Here is a 21,327-nt window from a genome sequence, read left to right as displayed (position 1 = left end):
AATCTGAAAACCATGTTGAGGAGACAGTATGTCATCAAAAAAGTCAGTTGCACAAATTGTTGTTGATGTTTTATCTCAAGCCGGTGTTAAACATTGTTATGGTATTGTTGGTGATACCTTAAATCAAATCACCTCAGCTATCAAAAAAAGTGATATTGAGTGGGTGCATGTTCGTCATGAAGAAGTTGGTGCCTTTGCCGCAGGCGCTGAAGCCTATCTTACCGATCAAATAACTGCTTGTGCTGGTTCTTGTGGACCCGGTAGCTTACATTTTATCAATGGTATTTATGAAGCCCAACGTAATAAAGTACCACTGATTTTATTGGCTAGTCAGTTAGTTACTTCCCAACAAGGCACTGATTTTCCGCAAGAAGTTGACTTTGAAGCTGTCTATAAAAACTGTTCTGTCTTTTGTCAACAAATTACCGATCCCACTCAAGCAAGACGAATCACCACAGCGGCGGTACAAGCGGCGATAAATGAGCGAGGCGTTGCGGTTTTAGTGATTCCTTACAATATTAGCCTAGCTAAAGTAGAAGATAATAATGGGCATAAAATTTATCACCCCAAACCGGTTATTCGACCATCTGATGAAGAGCTGGCACAAATCTCTGAAATTTTAAATAAAAACAGTAAAGTGGCAATTTTTGCTGGTCATGGGGTATCTGAAGCTCATGATGAGTTAGTTGCCTTAGCCCATAAATTAAAATCACCGGTAGTTCATACTTCAAGAGCTAAGGATTTTGTAGAATATGACAATCCTTATAATGTTGGTATGACCGGTATGTTTGGTATGGCGTCTGGAGAAACCGCCATTAAAGAGTGTGATGTACTTTTGATGTTCGGTGTTGATTTTGCTTGGTCACAATTTTATCCTGATAACGCATTAATTATTCAGGTAGATATTGATGCAACTCATCTTGGTCACCGTCACAATGTAGATATTGGTGTAGTCGGTGCAAGTAAACCAACCTTAGCGGCTTTATTACCATTGGTTGATGAAAAAACAGATAGCGAATTTTTAGACAAATGCCGTGGATTACACACTAAAGCAATCGATAAATTAAATAAAAAAGCGATACCATCAAAAGCCGTTATTCATCCACAATATTTAACCGAATTAATTGATAAACATGCTAATGATGATGCCGTGCTTTGTGCTGATGTTGGCTCCGCCATGGTTTGGGCGTGTCGGCACTTTTCAACTAATGGTAAAAGACGTACCGTCATTAGCTTAAAACACGGCACTATGGCCAATGCAATGCCACAAGCATTAGGCGTACAAAAAGCCTTTCCTCATCGTCAAGTAATTACCTTATCAGGGGATGGTGGTATTAGTATGTTGTTAGGTGATTTATTGACCACTGTCCAAGAGAATTTACCCATCAAAGTTATCGTACTAAATAATAGTTCACTTAACTTTGTCGAATTAGAACAAAAATCAGAAGGGTTGGTTGATCACTATACTGATTTAAAAAATCCTGATTTTGCTAAAGTAGCTAGTGCGATGGGATTATTTGCTATTCGTGTTGAGAGTTCTGATTTACTTGAAGCAGCAGTGCAATCATTTCTAGCTCACTCTGGACCTGCATTATTAGATGTTAAGACGAGCGAATATGAATTGGTTATGCCACCGGAAATTCATACCTCACAAGTAATGGGAATGGCACTTTATAGTGTAAGAGCATCATTGAGTGGCAAAATGAAAGATGTGGTTAATTTGTTGATGGATAATTTCGTAAAGAAATAAATTAACTACTTATATTTTTATCTTAGAAAAAATTGGGGAAGTAGTTTTGCGGGCTGTTTAACCATATCTGCCGCATTTAGCGGCAGATAAATTGGATTAAAAACTAACTGCACCTTCTTCAGCTGATCTAAGATTTTCTCGAATAATGCTATAAAGCTCTCGCCCAAAGCCTTGGTGTGAATTGGTTAAATCAATTGGCTCAACTTTTCGTGCTGCCAGTTCGGCCTCATCAACCAGTAAAGTTATTTCGCCGGTTTGACCGTTGACACGAATCATATCACCTTGTTGAACTTTGCTTAATAACCCACCGGCATAGGCTTCCGGTGTTACATGAATAGCCGCAGGCACTTTACCTGAGGCGCCAGATAGTCGTCCGTCAGTTAATAAAGCAACTTTATAACCACGATCTTGTAAAACGCCCAATGGTGTTATTAATTTATGCAATTCTGGCATCCCGATAGCTTTTGGCCCTTGATAACGCACCACTACAACACAATCTTTGTTAAGATTGCCGGCTTTATATTCTGCATCTAAATCATACTGACTATTAAATACCACGGCTGGTGCTTCAATTATTTGGTGCTCAGCCGTAACCGCTGATGTTTTCATTATGGCGCGACCTAAATTACCCGACATCACCTTTAATCCACCATGCGAGTTGAAAGGTTTGTTAATTGAAGCAATCACATTTTCATCTAAGGATTTGCTTGGGCCTTCACGGAAGATGAGTTTACCGTTTTCCAAAATAGGTTCTTTAGTATAACGGCTTAGTCCACGACCAACTACCGTTTCAACATCTTCATGTAATAAACCACCTGATAATAATTCTCTAACCAATAAAGAAGTACCACCAGCTGCTTGGAAGTAGTTGATATCAGCTGGGCCATTTGGGTATATTCGGCATAATAACGGCACAACAGTGGATAGGTCTGAAATATCATCCCAATTAATAATAATACCGGCCGCTTTAGCCATAGCGACGATATGCATAGTCAGATTGGTTGAACCGCCTGTAGCTAAGAGTGCAACTAAACCATTAACTATCACTTTTTCATCAACCATTTTACCAACTGGCATATAGTTACCGGATTGATTAGTTAACCGAGTGATCTGTTTTGCCGCGGCATTGGTGAGTTCATAACGTAATGTGGTCTCAGGATGAACAAAGGCCGCTCCAGGTAGATGTAATCCCATTAGCTCAATGACCATTTGATTACTATTTGCGGTGCCATAGAAAGTACAAGTTCCACTGGTATGGTATGAGGCTGATTCAGATTCTAATAGATCTTCGCGTGAGGCTTTTCCTTCCGAATAAAGTTGACGAATACGTACCTTTTCTTTATTTGGTAACCCTGAAGGCATCGGTCCAGAAGGAACAAAGATTGCCGGTAAATGGCCAAATGATAAGGCGCCAATAAATAACCCGGGTAAGATTTTATCGCAGACCCCTAAATAAAGTGCGCCATCAAACATATTATGTGATAACCCAACAGCAACTGACATGGCAATCACATCTCGGCTCATTAGCGAAATTTCCATGCCTGGTTCGCCTTGGGTTACTCCATCACACATAGCAGGTACACCACCAGCCATTTGTCCAACAGCACCTATTTCGTGTAATACTTTGCGAATTTGTTCTGGATAAAATTCATAAGGTTTATGTGCTGATAACATATCGTTATAAGAACTGATAATGCCAATATTACTTTTTAATATGTTTTTAAGATCATTTTTTTCATCAAGACAGCAAGCGGCAAACCCATGAGCTAAGTTACTACATGGTAAGCTTGCCCGCGTGACTTTTTTTAACATCGCGTGTTCTATTTTTTGCAGATAAGCTTCACGTGTTGCTTTAGACCGATCAATAATGCGCTGAGTTACAGCTAAAATAGTGGAATTCACATTAACCTCTGGATTATATTTATTATAATTTTAGTTACAATCAATTTATTCACAATGACATATTGAATTAATCACCTTTGTGGCATCGTGAATAACATCGTTTAGCGACTGTTCAATATTGATAGCATAGACATCTTTTTCATCAGCTGATGGTTCTTCTAATGCGTCAAATTGCGACTGTAACATGCCGGTTTTTTGATAATGTCCTTGACGTTTGGCTAAACGCTGGGCAATAACATCAAAACTTCCTTTTAAATAAATAAAGTGCACATTTTCATTTTCGCCACGGATAATATCGCGATACTGTCTTTTTAGTGCCGAACAAATAATGATCGAAATGTTATTCACATTACTCATTGCAAATGCAGCATTACTAATTAAATTTAACCAAGGCATCCTATCCTCATCATTTAGTGGCGTACCACTGCGCATTTTCAATATATTGGCTTTTGGATGTAAAAAGTCACCATCCAAAAAAGCGGCATTTAGGTTATCGGCTATCTGTTTTGCCACAGCCGATTTACCACTACCTGATACTCCCATGAAAACGAAAACATGTTTCTTTTGTTGCGTCATTGCTTCTTTCTCCTAATTATCTGTTACGGGTAACATTTTGTCACTATAATCCTTTATTGCAATATAAAAAAGTTTTTTTTGTGATTTAGATCATATTTTTGTTAATCAGTTAACTAGCGATTTTTTGGATAACTATAAGCTAAAATAAATCTAAAAATAACTAACTTACTAATTTATATATATCTTTTAATAAAGTGTATTTTAGCTATCACCGCCAATTCTTGAAATTAAAAAATAAATTCATTCTTATCTTACAGCACAACCAATCCCTACCTTATTGCATCAACTTTCGCTTTTTAACTTTTTTTTAAAAAATAGATTTCGATCACAAAAACAATATTTGTCATTTGCTTTTAATTTCGAAAGGAAATAATCTTTCGTCATGGTTTTTGATTTCGAAAGATAACGAAAGTCAAATGTAAAGTGATAATGGAGATCAAACATGAATGAATGTCAATTTTTGCTAGAAGACAATATCAAGTTTAAAGATGAGCGTGATGCCTTAACATTTATTAGTGAACAATTACAACAAAAGAATATTGTTAAAAAAAGTCATCTAAAAGCGTTAATAGAGAGAGAAGCTCTATTTCCTACCGGTATTGCACTTGATGGTTATGCCGTGGCTATCCCTCATTGTGAAGCTGAACACGCTATTAGTCCTGCTATTTATATAATTCGTCCTCAATCTCCAGTTGTTTTCAATCGTGCTGATGAAGATAGCACGGTTGAAGTTTCATTAATCATTTCACTGGTTGTTACTTCTCCGGAAGATCAACTGAATCTATTGAAAGCACTTTTTTCAAATTTACAAAATAAAGAGTTTTATCACTTTTTAATTAGTGCTGAAGCGAATGAAGTCGCTGAGCATTTTAAAAAAGTGATTATTAACCAATAAATTGACTAGGAGGCATTATGAAAAAAAAGATTATTGTGGCATGTGGAGGAGCTGTTGCGACTTCAACACTGGCAGCAGAAGAAATAAAAGAGTTGTGCCAAGAAAATAGTATAGATCTCGATCTGGTTCAATGTCGTATTAATGAAATTAATACATTTATTGATGATGTTGATTTGATCTGCACTACAGCAAGGATGGATCAAACCTTTGGGAATATTCCTATCGTTCATGGTATGCCTTTTGTTTCAGGCGTTGGGATTGAGCAGCTAAAAGATAAAATATTATCGATTTTAAAAGGATGAGTATATGTTTACTGAAATTATGCAGTACATTTTGGATCTTGGCCCATCAGTAATGTTGCCGATTGTTATTATTCTATTTTCATTAGTATTAAGAATGAAAATTGGTGATGCATTAAAAGCAGGTATTCATATTGGTATTGGATTTGTTGGTATTGGCTTAGTGGTTGGATTGCTAACTAGTTCGGTAGGACCGGCAGCGCAAGCCATGGCGGAAAGATTTGATATCAGTTTAAAAGTGGTTGATGTTGGTTGGCCGGGCGCAGCGCCAATGACATGGGCTTCGCAAATTGCTTTAGTTGCAATACCGATTGCTATTGCGGTTAATATCCTGATGTTAGTTCTGCGATTAACAAGAGTTGTCAATGTGGATATATGGAATATCTGGCATATGACCTTTACTGGTGCACTTGTCTATATTGCTACCAATTCTTACTACTTAGGTATAGTTGGCGTCATTGTGCACGCGGTTATCGCTTATAAATTGGGAGACTGGTTCGCTAAAGATACTAAAGAATTTTTTGAACTTGATGGTATAGCTGTACCTCATGGTACCTCAGCTTATTGTGGACCTATAGCGGTATTTGTTGATGCAGTTATTGAAAAAATCCCCGGTGTTAACAAAATTAATTTTAACGCTGTCGATATGCAAAAGAAATTTGGTGCTTTTGGTGAGCCGGTAACCGTTGGTTTATTTATGGGGATCTTATTAGGTTTATTGGCAGGGTATGGCGTGAAGGAAACATTACAACTTGCTATTCAAACCGCCGCGGTGATGTTACTCATGCCACGAGTAATCAAACCAATTATGGATGGATTGACACCAATATCCAAACAAGCTCGCAAACATTTACAATCTAAATTTGGCGGACAAGATTTTCTTATTGGTTTAGATCCGGCCTTATTATTAGGCCACTCAACAGTCGTTTCGGCAAGTTTAATCTTTATTCCTTTAAGTATTTTTATTGCCATTATCCTTCCTGGTAATGAGGTTTTACCATTCGGTGACTTAGCAACCATTGGCTTTTTTGTTGCTATGGGGGTGGCTATCCATCAAGGCAACTTATTTAGAATTGTTATATCGGGGGCAATCATTATTGCCATTACATTATGGATTGCGACACAAATGATCCCATTAACCACACAATTGGCAGTTAATGCCGGCACGATTGCGGCAGATAACAATATTTTGGTTGGGGCAATGGATCAAGGCGGGTCACCAATTACTTACCTTATGGTTCAGTTGGTTAATTTAAAACAACCTATAGGTTTTGTTCTTATTGGATTGTTTTATCTATTCTGCTTATTTTTGACATGGAAAAGAGCACGTAGATATCAATTATCAGTTAAAGAATAAATAGATTAAAAATTAACAACAATCAGTAAGTATTTCATTTGCAAGCTTTCACTGGAAAGCCAGTGAAAGCCATAAATAAACATCATTTATTAGCTATAAGGAAAAAAGATGAAAGTAGTTATCGTTAATGATGGGGGTAATTTATCTGTTACAGAAATGGAAAAACCCAAAATAACATCTTCAGATCAAATTTTAGTTAAAGTGGCTTATTCTGGACTATGTGGTTCAGATATTCCAAGAATATTTCATCAAGGCGCTCACTATTATCCAATAACCCTTGGTCATGAGTTTAGTGGTACGGTAACGGAAATTGGCAATGATGTTACAGAATTTGCTATTGGTGATTTAATCTCTTGTGTACCTTTATTACCTTGTTTTAAATGTGATGAGTGCCGAAAACATTACTACTCACTTTGTAAAAATTATACCTTTGTTGGTTCAAGAATCAGTGGTGGCTTTGCTGAATATATAGTATTAAATAAAAAAAATGCCTTCAAATTACCCAAAGGTGTAACTCCTCTTGAGGGGGCCTTCTTTGAACCAATGACTGTTGGGATGCACGCGCTATTATTAGCAGATGGTTGCAGAGATAAAAATGTCATTATAGTCGGCGGCGGAACAATTGGATTACTTGCCATGCAATGTGCCAAAGCCATGGGGGCTAAATCAATAGCTGTTATTGATATTAATGACACGCGTTTAAATCTTGCTAAATCATTAGGTGCCGATCAAGTTTACAACTCTAAAAATCTTAGTCCAGAAGAAATATCTCAGGCGTTATCAATAAATCGATTTGAGCAGATTGTTCTAGAAACAGCGGGCTCACCGGTTACCGTTAAGTTAGCCATTGAGATAGCCGGACCTAGAGCAAAAATTGGTTTAGTTGGTACTTTACATAATGACATTACACTTTCTGAAAAAACTTTCAGCTTAATTTTACGAAAAGAATTACACATTTTGGGTAGTTGGATGAATTATTCTGCACCATGGCCGGGAGAGGAATGGCAACTTGTGAGCCAATTTTTCCTTGAAGGAAAAATAAAACTTGAACCACTTATTACCAGTATTGGTGACTTTCATACATTTATTGCACAAGTTACCGAATTAAATGGTCATCCTATGAATGGGAAGATTTTACTAAATTGCATGTAGTTTTTGATTTAATTTAATCGTTGAAAATGAAAACTTATCTTTTGATTTTGTTTGTTATACACTGCTGAAATAATTTCGAAAAAGGAAATATTATGAATGCAAGTGAAAGACGCCAAGAAATAATAGAGCTTCTTAATATGAACAGTACCGTGTTAGTGTGTGATTTATCCAAGAAATATGATGTTTCTGAAGTCACCATACGGACAGATCTTCGATTATTAGAAAAGCAAGGAGTGCTTACTCGATTTCATGGTGGTGCAACCAAAATTATAGATAACGATGACATTAAATCATTTAAAGAGCTGCAATTAGAAGAACGTTATCAGCGATTTATTGAGGCTAAAAAACGTATTGCTATTGAGGCAGTTAAACAAGTGAAAGAGGGTGATATTATTATTTTAGATAGTGGTAGTACAACTATGTTGATAGCAGAAGAGTTGGTAAAACTTAAACACATTACAGTTATTACCAATAGTCTTACCTCTGCTTTTATCCTATCTGATAATAGTGACATTATGTTATTAATTTGTGGTGGTACACTTAGACACAAAACCCGCTCTTTTCATGGAAAAATTGCCGAGCAATCTTTAGATGGTATCTCTGCTGATATTTTATTTGTTGGTGCTGATGGTATTGATGCACAAAGAGGAATAACAACATTTAATGAAGGTTATACAATTAGCAGTGTAATGGCGAATGTCGCAAAGAAAGTCGTTGCAGTTTTGGATTCATCTAAATTTGGGCGTAATGGTATTAATATTGTATTACCATTGAATAAACTTGATGTCATCATCACAGATACCAATGTAGATAATAAATACAAGCAAGAGTTTGCAAAGCAAGGCATTAATTTAATAGCGGTTTAATCGTGTCACTGTCGATTTTTAAACTTTATTTAATATTGATCTCAAATAGTTGGCGAGATAATAAATTGTAATTCATTGCAATATGAAATTTTTTCATAGTTGTCGATGAATTCAAGCATATTGGCAAATGAAGATCATTTAAGATTGTTATTTCTCACAATGATGTAAATGCATAGGTGAGAAAATGATATTAACAATTACGATGAATCCATCAGTCGATATTTCATACTCTTTAGATAAATTAGTTATTAATGATGTCAATCGGGTATCAAATACAAGAAAAACCGCTGGTGGTAAAGGTCTTAATGTTACGCGAGGAATAAATTTTTCAAATATTCCTGTTTTAGCGACAGGAATTATTGGTGGCACTACCGGTAAATTTATTCAAGAGCAGTTAGATGAAGATAATATAGCTTATAACTTTTATGTAACCCAAAAAGAATCAAGAAATTGCATAGCAATTTTACATCAGGGTAATCAAACCGAGATTCTTGAGGCCGGTCCTCGGTTAAATAATGATGATGTTGAACAATTCTTACAACACTATAAAAAGCTACTCAATCATGTAAAAATTATTACGATTTCCGGATCATTACCTCTTGGTTTTCCCGTCAATTTCTATGTGAATTTAATTGAGCTAGCAGGTGAATATCAAATCCCGGTTTTGCTTGATTCTTCGGGGCAAATGTTACTAACCACCCTCAAATCTCAATATAAACCTTATTTAATAAAGCCCAATCAAGAAGAGTTAAAACAGATTATTCAGATGGATATAGATGTTAATGATAGCCATTCATTAATAAAAGCACTCAAACACGACTCTCTTGATGATATCCCCTTGATTGTTATTTCATTAGGTAAAAATGGTGCTTTTGCTCGTTGTTTTAATCACTATTATCAGGTTTCCATCCCGAAAATCAATGTTGTTAATCCAGTAGGCTCTGGTGATATCACTTTAGCAGGGCTTGCGGTCAGTCTACATGAAAATGAATCAATAGAGGTTATGTTAAAACGTGCCATGACTATGGGAATGTTAAATGCCATGGAGGCTCAAACTGGGTTTGTTAATATGAATAACTATCATGAATATTATCAACAAGTTGAGATTAAAGAAATTATTTAAAATTTTAATTAGGAGTAAATTATGTATCTTATTTCCAGCCAAGAAATGTTAAAAAAAGCTCAACGTGAGCAGTACGCTGTTCCTGCGTTTAATATTCATAATCTTGAAACAATTCAAGTTGTGGTTGATACCGCTAAAGAGTTAGGTTCACCAGTTATACTTGCGGCAACGCCTGCTACCTATAGTTATGCCGGTACACCATATTTAATTAGTATCTGTAAACAAGCCGCTGAGATTCATCATTTCCCATTTGCTTTGCATTTAGATCATCATGAAAATTTGAGCGATATTAAATCTAAGATCGAAGCAGGTATTCGTTCAATTATGATTGATGCTTCTCATTATCCATTTGAAGAAAATATTGATATAGTAAGAGAAATGGTTGTTTTCAGTCATAAATATAATGCAAGTGTTGAAGCTGAACTTGGTCGTCTAGGTGGGCAAGAAGATGATTTGATTGTCGATGATAAACAAAGCGCTTTTACCGATCCTGATGCTGCTAAAGAGTATGTTGAAAGAACCGGCATTGATTCATTAGCGGTAGCGATTGGTTCTGCTCATGGATTATATAAAGGAGAACCTAAACTTGATTTTCAACGATTAGCAAAAATTCGAGATAAAGTTGATATTCCTTTAGTTTTACATGGTGCTTCCGGTATTCCTGCGGAAATGGTCAAAAAATCTATCTCATTAGGAATTTGTAAAGTAAATGTCGCAACAGAATTAAAAATTGCGTTTTCTGATGCTTTAAAACAAGACTTTAATATACATCCAGATGCTAATGATCCAAGACACTATATGCAACCGGCTAAAGCAGCGATGAAGAAAATAGTTGAAGAAAAAATTCGCATTTGTGGCAGTGCAGGTAAATTATAATATGCAAGCAAAGGGTATTCTATTTGATTTAGATGGCACATTAGTTAACTCATTACCAGCAGTTGAACGCTGCTGGTTAGGCTTTGCCGAGCGCCACCAACTTAATCATTCCTATGTATTAAAAACCATTCATGGCCGTAAAGCTATCGATAATATAAAACTATTCTTACCGAATAAGCCAGAAAGTTTTATCGCACAAGAGTATCATTGGCTGGAACAATTAGAGGCTCAAGATATCAAAGATATTGATGAAATATCTGGTGCAAGTCATTTCTTACAACAGTTATCTTCACTTAATATTCCTTGGGGAGTTGTAACCTCTGGTACCAAAAAAGTAGCGGATTCTCGCTTTGCTATTCTCAATGTAGCTAAACCGAAAGTTTTTATTACCGGTGAAATGGTTTTTAAAACAAAGCCTGCGCCTGATGGCTATCTACAAGGTGCAGATTTACTTGGATTACCTGCTGATGAGTGTATTGTTTTTGAAGATTCTAAAGCGGGCATTGAATCAGCATTGAATGCGCATTGTCAAATTATTACAGTTAACACTCCTAACTCACTTGATAATAATCATATGTTAAATATCAATTCTTTTGACGAGTTAGTCATCAATAAATTAAACCAGAACAATTTTGAAATTTTAAAAATTAAGGTATGAAGTATGATTAGTAAATTTATTACTTTATTTAATCACATCTGAATCGGCAAATATCTTATGGAGTAATTGTTGATAATATGTTCAATATCTGCTTGATTTGAACATATTATCAACGGTGTTATCCATTATTAATTTATATTACCGATGATCTGTTTAAAGGTTGAAAATGAACAAAAGGCAGGTATTAATTTGACCGCTTATTAATCCTAATGTTATTTTTAACAAAATATATTCAATAATCATAGATGCTCTATCACTATGATTATAGTACCATTTTGGGGCTCTATTTTTACCATTGGTAGTTTTTCTTTAAACTATATACCATTTTTCTTTTATTCTACTTGGCTATTTTTAATGCGATTAACAAATAGCATCACGATAAAAGCGATAACTGTTAAATAAATAATAAAGATCCCATATGTTGATAGCATATCGACAAATGAGCGTCCGCGTATGCCGATATCACGGAAGAAGCGAAATAGCCAAACTAATGGAAAAGCATGGCTGGCATAAAATGTCCAGATTGGCATAATACCTACCGCCATGGTTGAACCACCCATGATGAATCCTGGTGGCACAAGGAAAATCATTCTGCTCGCCCCTTCTCCTGGATGATGAGTATTCCAAGATAATAAGAAACCTAACCAACCAAAAGCCAGTCCAGTCATAAATATGCTAGGTACGAAAACAAAATAATTACCATCAAAACGTAGTTGTCCAAATAAAACCAGTATTGCGGTAATTAAGGTTAACGCAGTGGTATAAAATAGGGCATAAGGAACGGTTCTAGCTAATAACGGTAGCAAACCACGTTCTATAACGGTATTCCACATTCCCATGGTTTTTAAGCGACCAACTATCATCAAAGAGGTCAATCCATAGGTTAATGACGAAAAAAAGTAAACGAAATAGATAATCGTGGATATTGTTGATGAACTAGCCGGATTAAACATAGTTCTTGTTTTTAATTGCATCGGCGATAGCGTTGCTTCAGTTGCTTCTCTTCCCAGTCCTAATGCTGCTACTTTTCCAGCACTCAATTCGGCACCGGATTCAGGGATAATTTCATTGAGGCTCTGCATCACCTTGGCATTTTGTGCATCATTTGAATCATCAGCAAAATAACCCAATTTAACGGTTTGATCGCCTTTCTTCAATGACTTTTCCAATCCTTTGGGAATATATAACACGCCTAAATTACGATCGTGCGAAACTAAAGTAATTGGATTAACTGGTGACCGAATCACTTCCGTTATTTCGATAAATGGTGAAGTATTTACCTTGCTGATTAATTCAGTTGAATAATTTGAACCATCAAGATCAATAACCGCGATCTTTCCTTCGAAAACCGAACCATGGCTTAGTACTATTGAAAAAACAAGCGATACGATAGCGGCTAAACCTAAGCACACTTTATAATAAGGGATGAAGTGGCCTGATAACATAGCATCAAGCTCTTCAAGCATAGATTTAATGATGTTTTGTCGCATCATTGATCCACCTCAATTGTCATACCGGTTAATAGGTTTGCAATAGGCTCCATATAAATTCTGACTTGGTAAGAGGTTAAATCGGCTTGACCTCGTTCACGAGTCATGCGTAAGTCAGCAAATGAAGGCGCAGCTGTGGCAAAGCGAACTGTACCGTTTACGGTTTTGTCCAGAGCGATGACATTAGCTTTTACTTTGGTACCCGGTTGATAGTCATTAACCATTTTTTCATTAACATAAATATCGACATATTTACGATCAGTTTCTAACAGTACTGCTGGCGCGCCGGCTGGAGCCATTTCACCATCTTCAAACATGAGTTTTAGCACTTTGCCATCTTCGGGGGCAACTAAGGTAAGCCGACTGTAATTCACTTTCAGTTGTTTTAAATCAGCTTCGGCTTGTGCTAGTTGAGCTTTGATTTGAGCTAGTTGATTTTGGCGATTTTGCAGTTTTTGTCTAGCAATCGTGATGGACTGCAATGTCATACCTGTTGCATTTCTTGTTTGTTCGAATTGGGCGATTTGTTCTGGTGTTGCACCAATCATCAAGGTTGAAAGTTGACTTTCAATTTGAACAACGAGCATTTTCGAATTAATGTAGGCATTACGGGCAGCGTCAAGTTGTGATTGTGACGCGCCACCGGTTTTTCTTAATTGAGTATGACGTTGAAATTCAGTATTAGCTAAATCTCGAGAAGAGATTGCTGCTTCTAAATTAGCTTTGACTTCTTCTATTTTGCGCCATGTAGATAATTCATTAAGATTCGTTTCATTTTCAGTGATTTCAATGGCCGCTTGTTCTTGTTTAACGGCGGCGGTTTGACTATCAACTAGCGCTTGTAAGCGATCTATTGATAGCTGAGTATCAATGTCTTCAAGTTGCATTAATGGATCGCCTTTTTTGACAAATTGTGATTCTTGGACAAAGCGTTTAACAACTTTGCCGCCTACATTTTGGAAGGCAACATTGATTTCATCAGCAGTTAATACCCCTGATTTGATACTTTTAGCCACAGATACTGCATCGTTTCTTGAACCAAGACAAATTAACGTTGATCCAACTAAAAGTAGTAACAAGAATATGGCTGGAATTTTAATGTTTTTGGGTAAATTTGAAATTAAGTTTAGTTTATTTTTCATTTATTTAGTCAGCTAAGTATATGGTTAAAACATTATGATGATTGGTGCTTAATGGCAATTATTTGCGCAATAGCTTGCGTAACATTGCAATTAAGGATTCCTGCTCTTGTGGATTTAAAACCTGAGCAAAAGCACGAATCGATTTTAAGTGATTAGGTAATGCTTTTTGGATAAGCGTTACACCGGTTGCGGTAAGGGTGATTAGTCGAGAACGACCATCTTCTCCACTTTTGGTCATGGATATCAAGGGATCTGGTGCGGCTAACATTCGTTTTACCATTACCGAAACGGTTGCAGGCGTCACCCCCACTCTCAATGCTAGCTCGCTAGCGCAGGTCTCACCTTCACTATACAGTGACATGAGTAACGCAAATTTTCCTTCGGATACATCATAATCTTTTGCCAGTTGCGCATAGATATTTGAACGAATTAAATCGGCGGTCGTGATTAAACTTAAGACCAGATCAACGCCTGAAACCTCGATAATTTCATCATTAAGTCTTTGAGCTTTTGCTAAAGTTTCGCGTGAAGGAAGTATTCTTGAATTGTAGTTCAATTGTTATTACCTAATTTATTTAGTCGGCTAATTATACTAGTTTAACCCTAATTGGCAATCCTTTTTTATTAGGGATTTGAGATGTTTATCACATTAATCTACTAATATATTTTTGATATCAAAATGGTGAAAATGGATAACTTATTGTTTTCAAAATTATAATTTTCACTACCACTAAAGTGGTAATCCTTGAGGGTAATTATATTCTGTTTAAAGTTCCTTAAAATATCAAATAGATAAAAATTAAATAATTGAATTAAAAATATATTTGGAGCTTTTTATGAGTAAAACCAATCTCGTCATTATTGGCAATGGGATGGTTGGACATCGTTTTGTCGAAGAAATTATCGACAAAATGCAGGCAGATAAGTTCAACATCACTATTTTTTGCCAAGAACCAAGAGTTGCTTACGATCGTGTTCATCTCTCTTCCTATTTCTCAGGCCACAGCGCAGAAGCATTGTCTTTAGTTCGAGAAGGTTTATATCAAGAAAATGATATAAATATCTTACTTAATGAGCCGGTTACTTTAATTAACCGACAATGTAAAGAAGTGCATTCACAAACAGGGCGTATAGTTCCCTATGATAAGTTGATTATTGCAACTGGATCTTATCCATGGGTACCACCAATTAAAGGTGCCGATGGTGCGAATTGTTTTGTTTATCGTACTATTGAAGATCTTGATGCTATTCGTGATTGTGCTAGCAATTGTAAAACCGGCGCTGTTGTTGGTGGTGGGTTGCTCGGGCTAGAAGCTGCCGGAGCGCTTAAGAATTTAGGTATTGAGACACATGTCGTTGAATTTGCACCAGTACTCATGGCGGAACAACTTGATGCGATGGGTGGTGAGCAGTTACGTCGGAAGATTGAGGCGATGGGGGTTGGTGTTCATACCAGTAAAAATACCCAAGAAATTATTCATACTCCATCAGGTAAAATTATGCAATTTGCTGATGGTTCATCACTTGAAATTGATTTTATTGTTTTTTCAACCGGTATTAGACCTAGCGATCAATTAGCTAAAGCATGTGAGCTCGATATTGGCCCGCGTGGCGGGATTGTTGTTAATGATTATTGCCAAACATCCGATCCGGATATTTATGCTATTGGCGAATGCGCTTGTTGGCAAGGTAAAGTTTATGGCCTTGTAGCCCCAGGATACAAAATGGCACAGGTCGCTTTAGCCCATTTGAATGGCGAAAATGCTAAATTTGAAGGCGCTGATATGAGCGCTAAACTTAAATTATTGGGCGTCGATGTTGGCAGTATTGGTGATGCCAAAGCGAAGACGCTCGGTTGCCGGAGTTATGTTTACTTAGACGAAAATATTCCGGTCTATAAAAAATTAGTGGTTTCAAATGATAATAGTAAATTGCTTGGTGCTGTATTGGTCGGTGATACATCAGACTATAGTAATTTATTACAATTAATGCTTAATAATATGGATCTGCCAGAACATCCAGATAGCTTAATTTTACCTTCTCATGCCGGCGCTAAACCTGCATTAGGCGCAGATGCATTACCGGATAGCGCACAAATTTGTTCATGTTTTGATGTGACGAAAGCGAAAATTGTTCAGGCTATTCATGCTGGTTGTCATACTGTCGCTGCAATTAAAGCTGAAACCAAAGCGGGGACTGGTTGTGGTGGTTGTATTCCATTAGTAACACAAATCCTCAATTTGGAGTTAGCGAAACAAGGAATCGAAGTAAGCCATGCGCTTTGTGAACATTTTAACTATTCTCGCCAAGAACTTTTTCATTTAGTTCGGGTGGAAGGATTAACATCTTTTGATCAAGTGATAAAAAAACATGGTAGCGGTTATGGCTGTGAAGTTTGTAAACCAACAGTCGGTTCCATATTAGCGTCATGTTGGAATAATTATATTCTTAAACCTGATCTTGTGCCGTTACAAGATAGTAATGATATCTTTTTAGGTAATATCCAAAAAAATGGTACTTATTCAGTTATTCCGCGTAGTGCTGGTGGGGAAATTACCCCTGAAGGCTTAATTGCCATAGGGCAAATTGCTAGGAAATACAATCTGTATTCGAAAATTACCGGGTCTCAACGGATTGGTTTATTTGGTGCGCAAAAAGACGATCTTCCGGCGATTTGGAAAGAACTCATTGCCGCTGGTTTTGAAAGTGGTCATGCCTATGCTAAGGCGTTGCGTATGGCTAAAACTTGCGTAGGTAGTACTTGGTGCCGTTTTGGGGTTGGCGATAGTGTTGGTTTAGGTGTTGAATTAGAAAATCGTTATAAAGGTATTCGTTCTCCGCATAAATTTAAACTTGGTGTTTCAGGCTGTACCCGTGAATGTGCAGAAGCACAAGGTAAAGATATTGGGGTTATTGCCACTGAAAAAGGTTGGAATCTCTATGTCTGTGGTAATGGTGGTATGAAGCCTCGTCATGCAGATTTACTTGCTGCCGATTTAGATAAAGAGACACTTATACGCTATTTGGATCGTTTTATCATGTTCTATATTCGTACCGCCGATAAATTACAACGGACTTCGGTCTGGTTTGAAAATCTTGAAGGAGGAATCGATTATTTACGTAGCGTGATTATTGATGACAAGTTAGGTATTAATGCCGAACTAGAAAAAGAGATGGCACGGATTCGCAAATTAGTTGTCTGTGAATGGAAAGAAACCGTAGATAACCCTGAAGCACAAATCCGTTTTGCCCATTTTGTTAATAGTTCTAAACGTGATGATAATGTTCAATTTGTGCCTGAGCGCGATCAACATCGCCCTGCTACTTTTGAAGAACGTCAAGCTATGTTAGGAGAATAGATCATGAGCCAATGGATTACTATCTGTAAATTAGAAGATATTTTGCCGGAAACAGGTATCTGTGCGCTAATCGGTAAAGAGCATGTTGCAGTTTTTCGTCCTTATGATACTAATGAGCTTTATGCCATTAGTAATATTGACCCTTTTGCTAATGCTAGCGTTCTTTCTCGAGGTATTATTGCTGAACATGAAAATGAGTTGTGGGTTGCTAGTCCTTTGAAAAAACAGCGTTTTCGTTTAAAGGATGGTTATTGTCTTGAAAATGAAAATTATTCTGTTGCTCATTATGAGGTCAAAGTAGATAACGAAGATTTTGTACAAATAAAATCTAATTAATTAATTGCCTAAGGAATAGAAAATGTATACAGAAACAATTAACAAATGTGCGGCTAATGCTGCTCGTATCGTTCGACTAGCTAAAACCAACCCAATCGGATTTTGGTTAAGTTCTGCAATGGCAGGAGCTTACGTCGGTCTAGGGATTATCTTAATTTTTACGCTAGGTAATTTACTTGATCCATCGGTTAGGCCTTTAGTTATGGGCGCAACCTTTGGTATTGCATTAACCTTAGTTGTGATTGCCGGCTCAGAGTTATTTACTGGCCATACCATGTTTTTAACTTTTGGCGTTCAGGCAAAAAAAATTACCCATTGCCAAATGTGGTGTGTATTACCACAAACATGGTTAGGCAATTTGCTAGGATCAATTTTTGTCGCTGCGCTATTTTATTGGGGGGCAAGTCCGTTATTGGCAACCGATACTTCTCTGGTGCATGCCGCGGCATTAGCAAAAACATCTGCACCGGCAACGGCACTATTTTTCCGAGGAATCTTATGTAATTGGTTAGTTTGTTTGGCTATTTGGATGGCAAATCGAGTTGAAGGTTCGGCTAAATTTATTGCCATCTGGTGGTGCTTACTGGCATTTATTGCTTGTGGTTATGAACACAGTGTCGCTAATATGACGTTATTTTCACTCTCTTGGTTTGGCAATCATTCTAATGCCTACACGTTAGGCGGAATCGGTCATAACTTATTATGGGTTTCATTAGGTAATTTGGTGTCAGGAGCACTATTTATGGGCTTAGGATATTGGTTTTCAACACCTAAGGCAGAGCGACCTTAATTAGTATAGAATAGGATTTTAATTGCGCAAATTGCTGGTTTTTAATCGTTGTTGGATTGCTAACCGTAAATTTTTTTAGTTCAATAAGATATTAATATGAATGGTTGTTTTAAAAGTCTATGGATTATTTACCTTTATTTTGTAAATTAGAAAACCGTGATTGCTTGTTAGTTGGTGGTGGAGAAATAGCCGAGCGTAAAGCTCGGTTATTACTTGAGGCCGGCGCAAAGTTAACGGTTAATGCACTCGAATTTACTCAGCAGTTTCTCTGTTGGCAGGAACAGAAGCAACTAGTTTTAGTGCAAGGTGAATTTATTACCCAACTGCTTGATAATAAATGGTTAGTTATTGCTGCCACCGATTGCCCACAAACCAATCAACAAGTCAGCACTGAATCAGAAAAACGTCGGATATTTTGTAATGTTGTCGATTCACCTAAAGGCGCTAGTTTTATTATGCCGTCTATTATTGATCGTTCACCTATAATGGTCGCGATATCTTCCGAAGGTCATGCTCCCGTATTAGCACGCTTATTACGCGAAAAATTAGAGGCGATATTGCCGCAAAATATTGGCAAATTAGCCAAATATGCGGGTTATCTACGTAATAAAGTAAAAGCAACTTACCAAAGTATGACTGAACGGCGACGATTTTGGGAAAAGCTATTTACCCATGATAGATTAGCGCAAGCTGTAGCTAATAATGATTCAGAAAATGTTGAAAGGCTAACTAATCAATTATTTGCAGAGCCGGTTGATTATCGCGGTGAAGTGGTTTTGGTTGGTGCCGGTCCTGGTGATCCTGGATTATTGACATTAAAAGGTCTGCAACAAATTCAACAAGCCGATATTATTGTTTATGACCGATTAGTATCCAATGAAATAATGAATCTTGCTCGGCGAGATGCTCAACGCATTTTTGTTGGTAAACGTCCCGGTTTTCACTGCGTGCCCCAAGAACAAATTAACCAAATATTATTAGAGCAAGCGCAGAAAGGGTTGCGAGTAGTCAGACTGAAAGGAGGTGATCCCTTTATTTTTGGTCGGGGAGGAGAGGAGCTAGAAACATTATTTAATGCGAATATTCCTTTTTCAGTAATACCAGGGATCACCGCTGCTTCAGGATGCTCAGCCTATAGTGGTATACCGTTAACTCATCGTGATTATGCCCATAGTGTTCGTTTAATTACCGGTCATTTGAAAGATGGTACTCAGCTAGATTGGCATAGTTTAGCGGCTGAAAAACAGACACTGGTTTTTTACATGGGATTATCACAAGCAGAAAATATTAAAGCAAATTTAATTAAACACGGTATGAATGGTGATACACCGGTTGCTATTGTTGAAGAAGGCACCACAACCAAGCAAAAAGTCATCGATGGTTTATTATCCGAGCTAGATGAGCTAGCTTTACAAGCTTGTAGCCCGAGTTTAATTATTGTTGGTCCGGTAGTGGCATTACGAGAAAAACTCAACTGGTTTTCTCACAATTAGCAGCAATTGGCAAGAAAAGGATAAGGTAAACGATTCTTTATTTTCTTGCCTTTTGTAACCAAGCAATTTGCCTAAATAATATTGTTTAAAAGTATTTTATAACAATATGCACTTTGCCTTTTTTATCAAAAGTTTAGGTTGGAGTATCGACATCATCCCAATCGGCATTTTCAAAATTCGTTAGCCAATTTAAAGCATATTGTCTCTCTTGAATGACGCCTTCCATTATTTTTATCGGTAACGATTTATTGTTAAGACGATAATCTCTTGCTAGCCAATGTAAGCGGTAATTTAAATCTAATGCATCTAGCAGTTCACTTGTTGGTCTTAAGGTTAAGGTAGAGAGTTCGGGATTACTATTTTCTGGTAATATTGATTGCCAATTTAGTGCCCATTGTAGTGGTAATAAGGCTTCATAGCGCCAACTCATATTCATAACATCTTGTTCTTGCGGTTGAGGATCGTGAATAAAATCATATTCAATATTTGATAAAGCGGCAAAACCCAACGGACAACGCGTTTTGAATTCTTCGGGATCTAATGGGTCATTTTCTCGAAAGCTTTCGGCTTGAATGCCGGTTAACATTAGTGCCAAGGCACGTTTTACTACTTCATCAGGGGTTCTAAGTATCACTTCAGATTCAGCCACAACAGGTGGTAAACTTGCAAGTGGCTGTAACCCTAATGTTGCTAAATACTGCTCGGTTTTTGCTTTGCGTTGTAATGCTTCTGACGGATAAGGCATTTTAACATTGATATCAAATTTTCCATCTGGATGTTGTAGTACCTCCATGTTAGGATTGCGAATCGTACCGTCGGGCATAAATAAAATAACATTAGCCTGCTCAGCCCAAATCGTTAGTTCATCAAATTGATTCTCTTCTACCTCAAACGTAAACTGATGTTTAGTTTTTTGAATATGTCGATACAGTTCATAACGGCGGGAATTCATTTCACCGTCACCAGCTTGCATAACATAGCCAATAAAACCATTAAGGTGATCTGTAAAATTTAGTGAGTTCAATCCACGCTGATTTAATTTTTTACAACTAAAATTAATTGCTATTGGATTTGTGAGTGTAGAGTAAGCATTGACTAATAGAGACATTTACAACTTCATCCTATTTTTTCTTAATTTTGGTTAATAAATCAATTCAATTGATTTAAATAATTATAAATATTGTTTTTCAATTGAATCAAGTAAAAGAAAACGGTTTTTATGGAAGATTTTTAATGATTAGGATTAGATATTCTATCCAATTA

Annotated in this window: 19 protein-coding genes; 13 read left to right on the top strand and 6 right to left on the bottom strand. The window is 36.8% G+C overall.

The genetic code is table 11. From position 1 onward, the window contains the following. Positions 1-28: 28 nt before the first annotated feature. A complete protein-coding gene (locus AC5LXV_RS00295) occupies positions 29-1,750 on the top strand; it encodes a thiamine pyrophosphate-dependent enzyme (protein WP_493467077.1) in 1,722 nt (573 codons plus the stop codon). A 96-nt stretch (positions 1,751-1,846) separates the two neighbouring features. On the opposite strand, the gene edd is transcribed toward AC5LXV_RS00295, so the two are convergent. Both edd and AC5LXV_RS00285 read right to left on the bottom strand, forming a co-directional pair. Further along, a complete protein-coding gene (edd, locus tag AC5LXV_RS00290; RefSeq protein WP_493467076.1) occupies positions 1,847-3,652 on the bottom strand; it encodes a phosphogluconate dehydratase in 1,806 nt (601 codons plus the stop codon). Positions 3,653-3,697: 45 nt separating this feature from the next. Then, positions 3,698-4,228, bottom strand: coding sequence for a gluconokinase, GntK/IdnK-type (locus AC5LXV_RS00285; protein WP_144190057.1), 531 nt, complete (start codon positions 4,226-4,228; stop codon positions 3,698-3,700). A gap of 442 nt (positions 4,229-4,670) precedes the next feature. Between AC5LXV_RS00285 and gatA the strand changes: the two genes are divergently transcribed. The 8 genes from gatA (at position 4,671) to AC5LXV_RS00245 (ending at position 11,454) form a co-directional block, all read left to right on the top strand. Continuing rightward, positions 4,671-5,123, top strand: coding sequence for a PTS galactitol transporter subunit IIA (gatA, locus tag AC5LXV_RS00280; protein WP_110432424.1), 453 nt, complete (start codon positions 4,671-4,673; stop codon positions 5,121-5,123). Positions 5,124-5,140: 17 nt separating this feature from the next. Further along, positions 5,141-5,425, top strand: coding sequence for a PTS galactitol transporter subunit IIB (gene gatB, locus AC5LXV_RS00275; protein WP_086359401.1), 285 nt, complete (start codon positions 5,141-5,143; stop codon positions 5,423-5,425). 4 nt (positions 5,426-5,429) lie between these two features. After that, positions 5,430-6,779 (top strand): PTS galactitol transporter subunit IIC, encoded by a 1,350-nt coding sequence (locus AC5LXV_RS00270; RefSeq protein WP_493467075.1) that lies wholly within the window; start codon positions 5,430-5,432, stop codon positions 6,777-6,779. Positions 6,780-6,887: 108 nt separating this feature from the next. Next, the gene (locus tag AC5LXV_RS00265) at positions 6,888-7,931 is read left to right on the top strand and encodes an alcohol dehydrogenase catalytic domain-containing protein (RefSeq protein ID WP_493467074.1); all 1,044 of its coding nucleotides are present in this window, start codon (positions 6,888-6,890) and stop codon (positions 7,929-7,931) included. 92 nt (positions 7,932-8,023) lie between these two features. Further along, positions 8,024-8,797: a DeoR/GlpR family DNA-binding transcription regulator gene (locus tag AC5LXV_RS00260; protein WP_493460990.1), complete on the top strand. Its 774-nt coding sequence runs from the start codon at positions 8,024-8,026 to the stop codon at positions 8,795-8,797. A 184-nt stretch (positions 8,798-8,981) separates the two neighbouring features. Continuing rightward, on the top strand, positions 8,982-9,920 hold the full coding sequence (locus AC5LXV_RS00255; RefSeq protein WP_493467073.1) for a hexose kinase: 939 nt from the start codon (positions 8,982-8,984) through the stop codon (positions 9,918-9,920). Between the two features lie 21 nt (positions 9,921-9,941). Further along, positions 9,942-10,796, top strand: a complete 855-nt coding sequence (locus AC5LXV_RS00250; protein WP_086359396.1) for a tagatose bisphosphate family class II aldolase — start codon at positions 9,942-9,944, stop codon at positions 10,794-10,796. 1 nt (position 10,797) lies between these two features. After that, the gene (locus AC5LXV_RS00245) at positions 10,798-11,454 is read left to right on the top strand and encodes an HAD-IA family hydrolase (protein ID WP_493467072.1); all 657 of its coding nucleotides are present in this window, start codon (positions 10,798-10,800) and stop codon (positions 11,452-11,454) included. Positions 11,455-11,786: 332 nt separating this feature from the next. On the opposite strand, the gene AC5LXV_RS00240 is transcribed toward AC5LXV_RS00245, so the two are convergent. From AC5LXV_RS00240 to AC5LXV_RS00230, 3 genes are read right to left on the bottom strand one after another with little or no spacing between them, the layout of a single operon-like run. Continuing rightward, positions 11,787-12,947 carry an ABC transporter permease gene (locus tag AC5LXV_RS00240; protein ID WP_493467071.1) on the bottom strand — a complete coding sequence of 387 codons (1,161 nt, stop codon included), beginning with the start codon at positions 12,945-12,947 and terminating at the stop codon, positions 11,787-11,789. After that, positions 12,944-14,086 carry an HlyD family secretion protein gene (locus AC5LXV_RS00235; protein ID WP_181415884.1) on the bottom strand — a complete coding sequence of 381 codons (1,143 nt, stop codon included), beginning with the start codon at positions 14,084-14,086 and terminating at the stop codon, positions 12,944-12,946. The genes AC5LXV_RS00240 and AC5LXV_RS00235 overlap by 4 nt, the downstream gene beginning before the upstream one ends. 58 nt (positions 14,087-14,144) lie before the next feature. Beyond that, complete coding sequence (locus AC5LXV_RS00230; RefSeq protein ID WP_034883728.1) at positions 14,145-14,642, bottom strand: MarR family winged helix-turn-helix transcriptional regulator; 498 nt, start codon at positions 14,640-14,642, stop codon at positions 14,145-14,147. Between the two features lie 280 nt (positions 14,643-14,922). Between AC5LXV_RS00230 and nirB the strand changes: the two genes are divergently transcribed. The 4 genes from nirB (at position 14,923) to cysG (ending at position 20,064) form a co-directional block, all read left to right on the top strand. Continuing rightward, the gene (gene nirB, locus AC5LXV_RS00225) at positions 14,923-17,445 is read left to right on the top strand and encodes a nitrite reductase large subunit NirB (protein ID WP_493445479.1); all 2,523 of its coding nucleotides are present in this window, start codon (positions 14,923-14,925) and stop codon (positions 17,443-17,445) included. Positions 17,446-17,448: 3 nt separating this feature from the next. After that, positions 17,449-17,781, top strand: a complete 333-nt coding sequence (gene nirD, locus AC5LXV_RS00220) for a nitrite reductase small subunit NirD (protein ID WP_110422477.1) — start codon at positions 17,449-17,451, stop codon at positions 17,779-17,781. Between the two features lie 22 nt (positions 17,782-17,803). Next, positions 17,804-18,571, top strand: coding sequence for a nitrite transporter NirC (gene nirC / locus AC5LXV_RS00215; protein WP_493467070.1), 768 nt, complete (start codon positions 17,804-17,806; stop codon positions 18,569-18,571). 119 nt (positions 18,572-18,690) lie between these two features. Next, the gene (cysG, locus tag AC5LXV_RS00210; RefSeq protein ID WP_110432438.1) at positions 18,691-20,064 is read left to right on the top strand and encodes a siroheme synthase CysG; all 1,374 of its coding nucleotides are present in this window, start codon (positions 18,691-18,693) and stop codon (positions 20,062-20,064) included. Between the two features lie 133 nt (positions 20,065-20,197). On the opposite strand, the gene AC5LXV_RS00205 is transcribed toward cysG, so the two are convergent. Further along, on the bottom strand, positions 20,198-21,172 hold the full coding sequence (locus AC5LXV_RS00205; RefSeq protein ID WP_493467069.1) for a DUF4272 domain-containing protein: 975 nt from the start codon (positions 21,170-21,172) through the stop codon (positions 20,198-20,200). Positions 21,173-21,327: the final 155 nt, after the last annotated feature.

This window comes from Gilliamella sp. LMG 34359, from assembly GCF_984569085.1.
This window is presented reverse-complemented; position numbering and strand designations above follow the sequence as displayed.

What these genes read in the sequence shown, in the direction of transcription:
- AC5LXV_RS00265 (WP_493467074.1), top strand. Translation starts at nt 6,888, where the DNA reads ATGAAAGTAGTTATCGTTAATGATGGGGGTAATTTATCTGTTACAGAA.
- AC5LXV_RS00285 (WP_144190057.1), bottom strand. Translation starts at nt 4,228, where the DNA reads ATGACGCAACAAAAGAAACATGTTTTCGTTTTCATGGGAGTATCAGGT.
- gatB (WP_086359401.1), top strand. Translation starts at nt 5,141, where the DNA reads ATGAAAAAAAAGATTATTGTGGCATGTGGAGGAGCTGTTGCGACTTCA.
- nirD (WP_110422477.1), top strand. Translation starts at nt 17,449, where the DNA reads ATGAGCCAATGGATTACTATCTGTAAATTAGAAGATATTTTGCCGGAA.
- AC5LXV_RS00270 (WP_493467075.1), top strand. Translation starts at nt 5,430, where the DNA reads ATGTTTACTGAAATTATGCAGTACATTTTGGATCTTGGCCCATCAGTA.
- cysG (WP_110432438.1), top strand. Translation starts at nt 18,691, where the DNA reads ATGGATTATTTACCTTTATTTTGTAAATTAGAAAACCGTGATTGCTTG.
- gatA (WP_110432424.1), top strand. Translation starts at nt 4,671, where the DNA reads ATGAATGAATGTCAATTTTTGCTAGAAGACAATATCAAGTTTAAAGAT.
- AC5LXV_RS00240 (WP_493467071.1), bottom strand. Translation starts at nt 12,947, where the DNA reads ATGATGCGACAAAACATCATTAAATCTATGCTTGAAGAGCTTGATGCT.
- AC5LXV_RS00250 (WP_086359396.1), top strand. Translation starts at nt 9,942, where the DNA reads ATGTATCTTATTTCCAGCCAAGAAATGTTAAAAAAAGCTCAACGTGAG.
- AC5LXV_RS00295 (WP_493467077.1), top strand. Translation starts at nt 29, where the DNA reads ATGTCATCAAAAAAGTCAGTTGCACAAATTGTTGTTGATGTTTTATCT.
- AC5LXV_RS00260 (WP_493460990.1), top strand. Translation starts at nt 8,024, where the DNA reads ATGAATGCAAGTGAAAGACGCCAAGAAATAATAGAGCTTCTTAATATG.
- AC5LXV_RS00255 (WP_493467073.1), top strand. Translation starts at nt 8,982, where the DNA reads ATGATATTAACAATTACGATGAATCCATCAGTCGATATTTCATACTCT.
- AC5LXV_RS00245 (WP_493467072.1), top strand. Translation starts at nt 10,798, where the DNA reads ATGCAAGCAAAGGGTATTCTATTTGATTTAGATGGCACATTAGTTAAC.
- nirC (WP_493467070.1), top strand. Translation starts at nt 17,804, where the DNA reads ATGTATACAGAAACAATTAACAAATGTGCGGCTAATGCTGCTCGTATC.
- AC5LXV_RS00235 (WP_181415884.1), bottom strand. Translation starts at nt 14,086, where the DNA reads ATGAAAAATAAACTAAACTTAATTTCAAATTTACCCAAAAACATTAAA.
- AC5LXV_RS00205 (WP_493467069.1), bottom strand. Translation starts at nt 21,172, where the DNA reads ATGTCTCTATTAGTCAATGCTTACTCTACACTCACAAATCCAATAGCA.
- nirB (WP_493445479.1), top strand. Translation starts at nt 14,923, where the DNA reads ATGAGTAAAACCAATCTCGTCATTATTGGCAATGGGATGGTTGGACAT.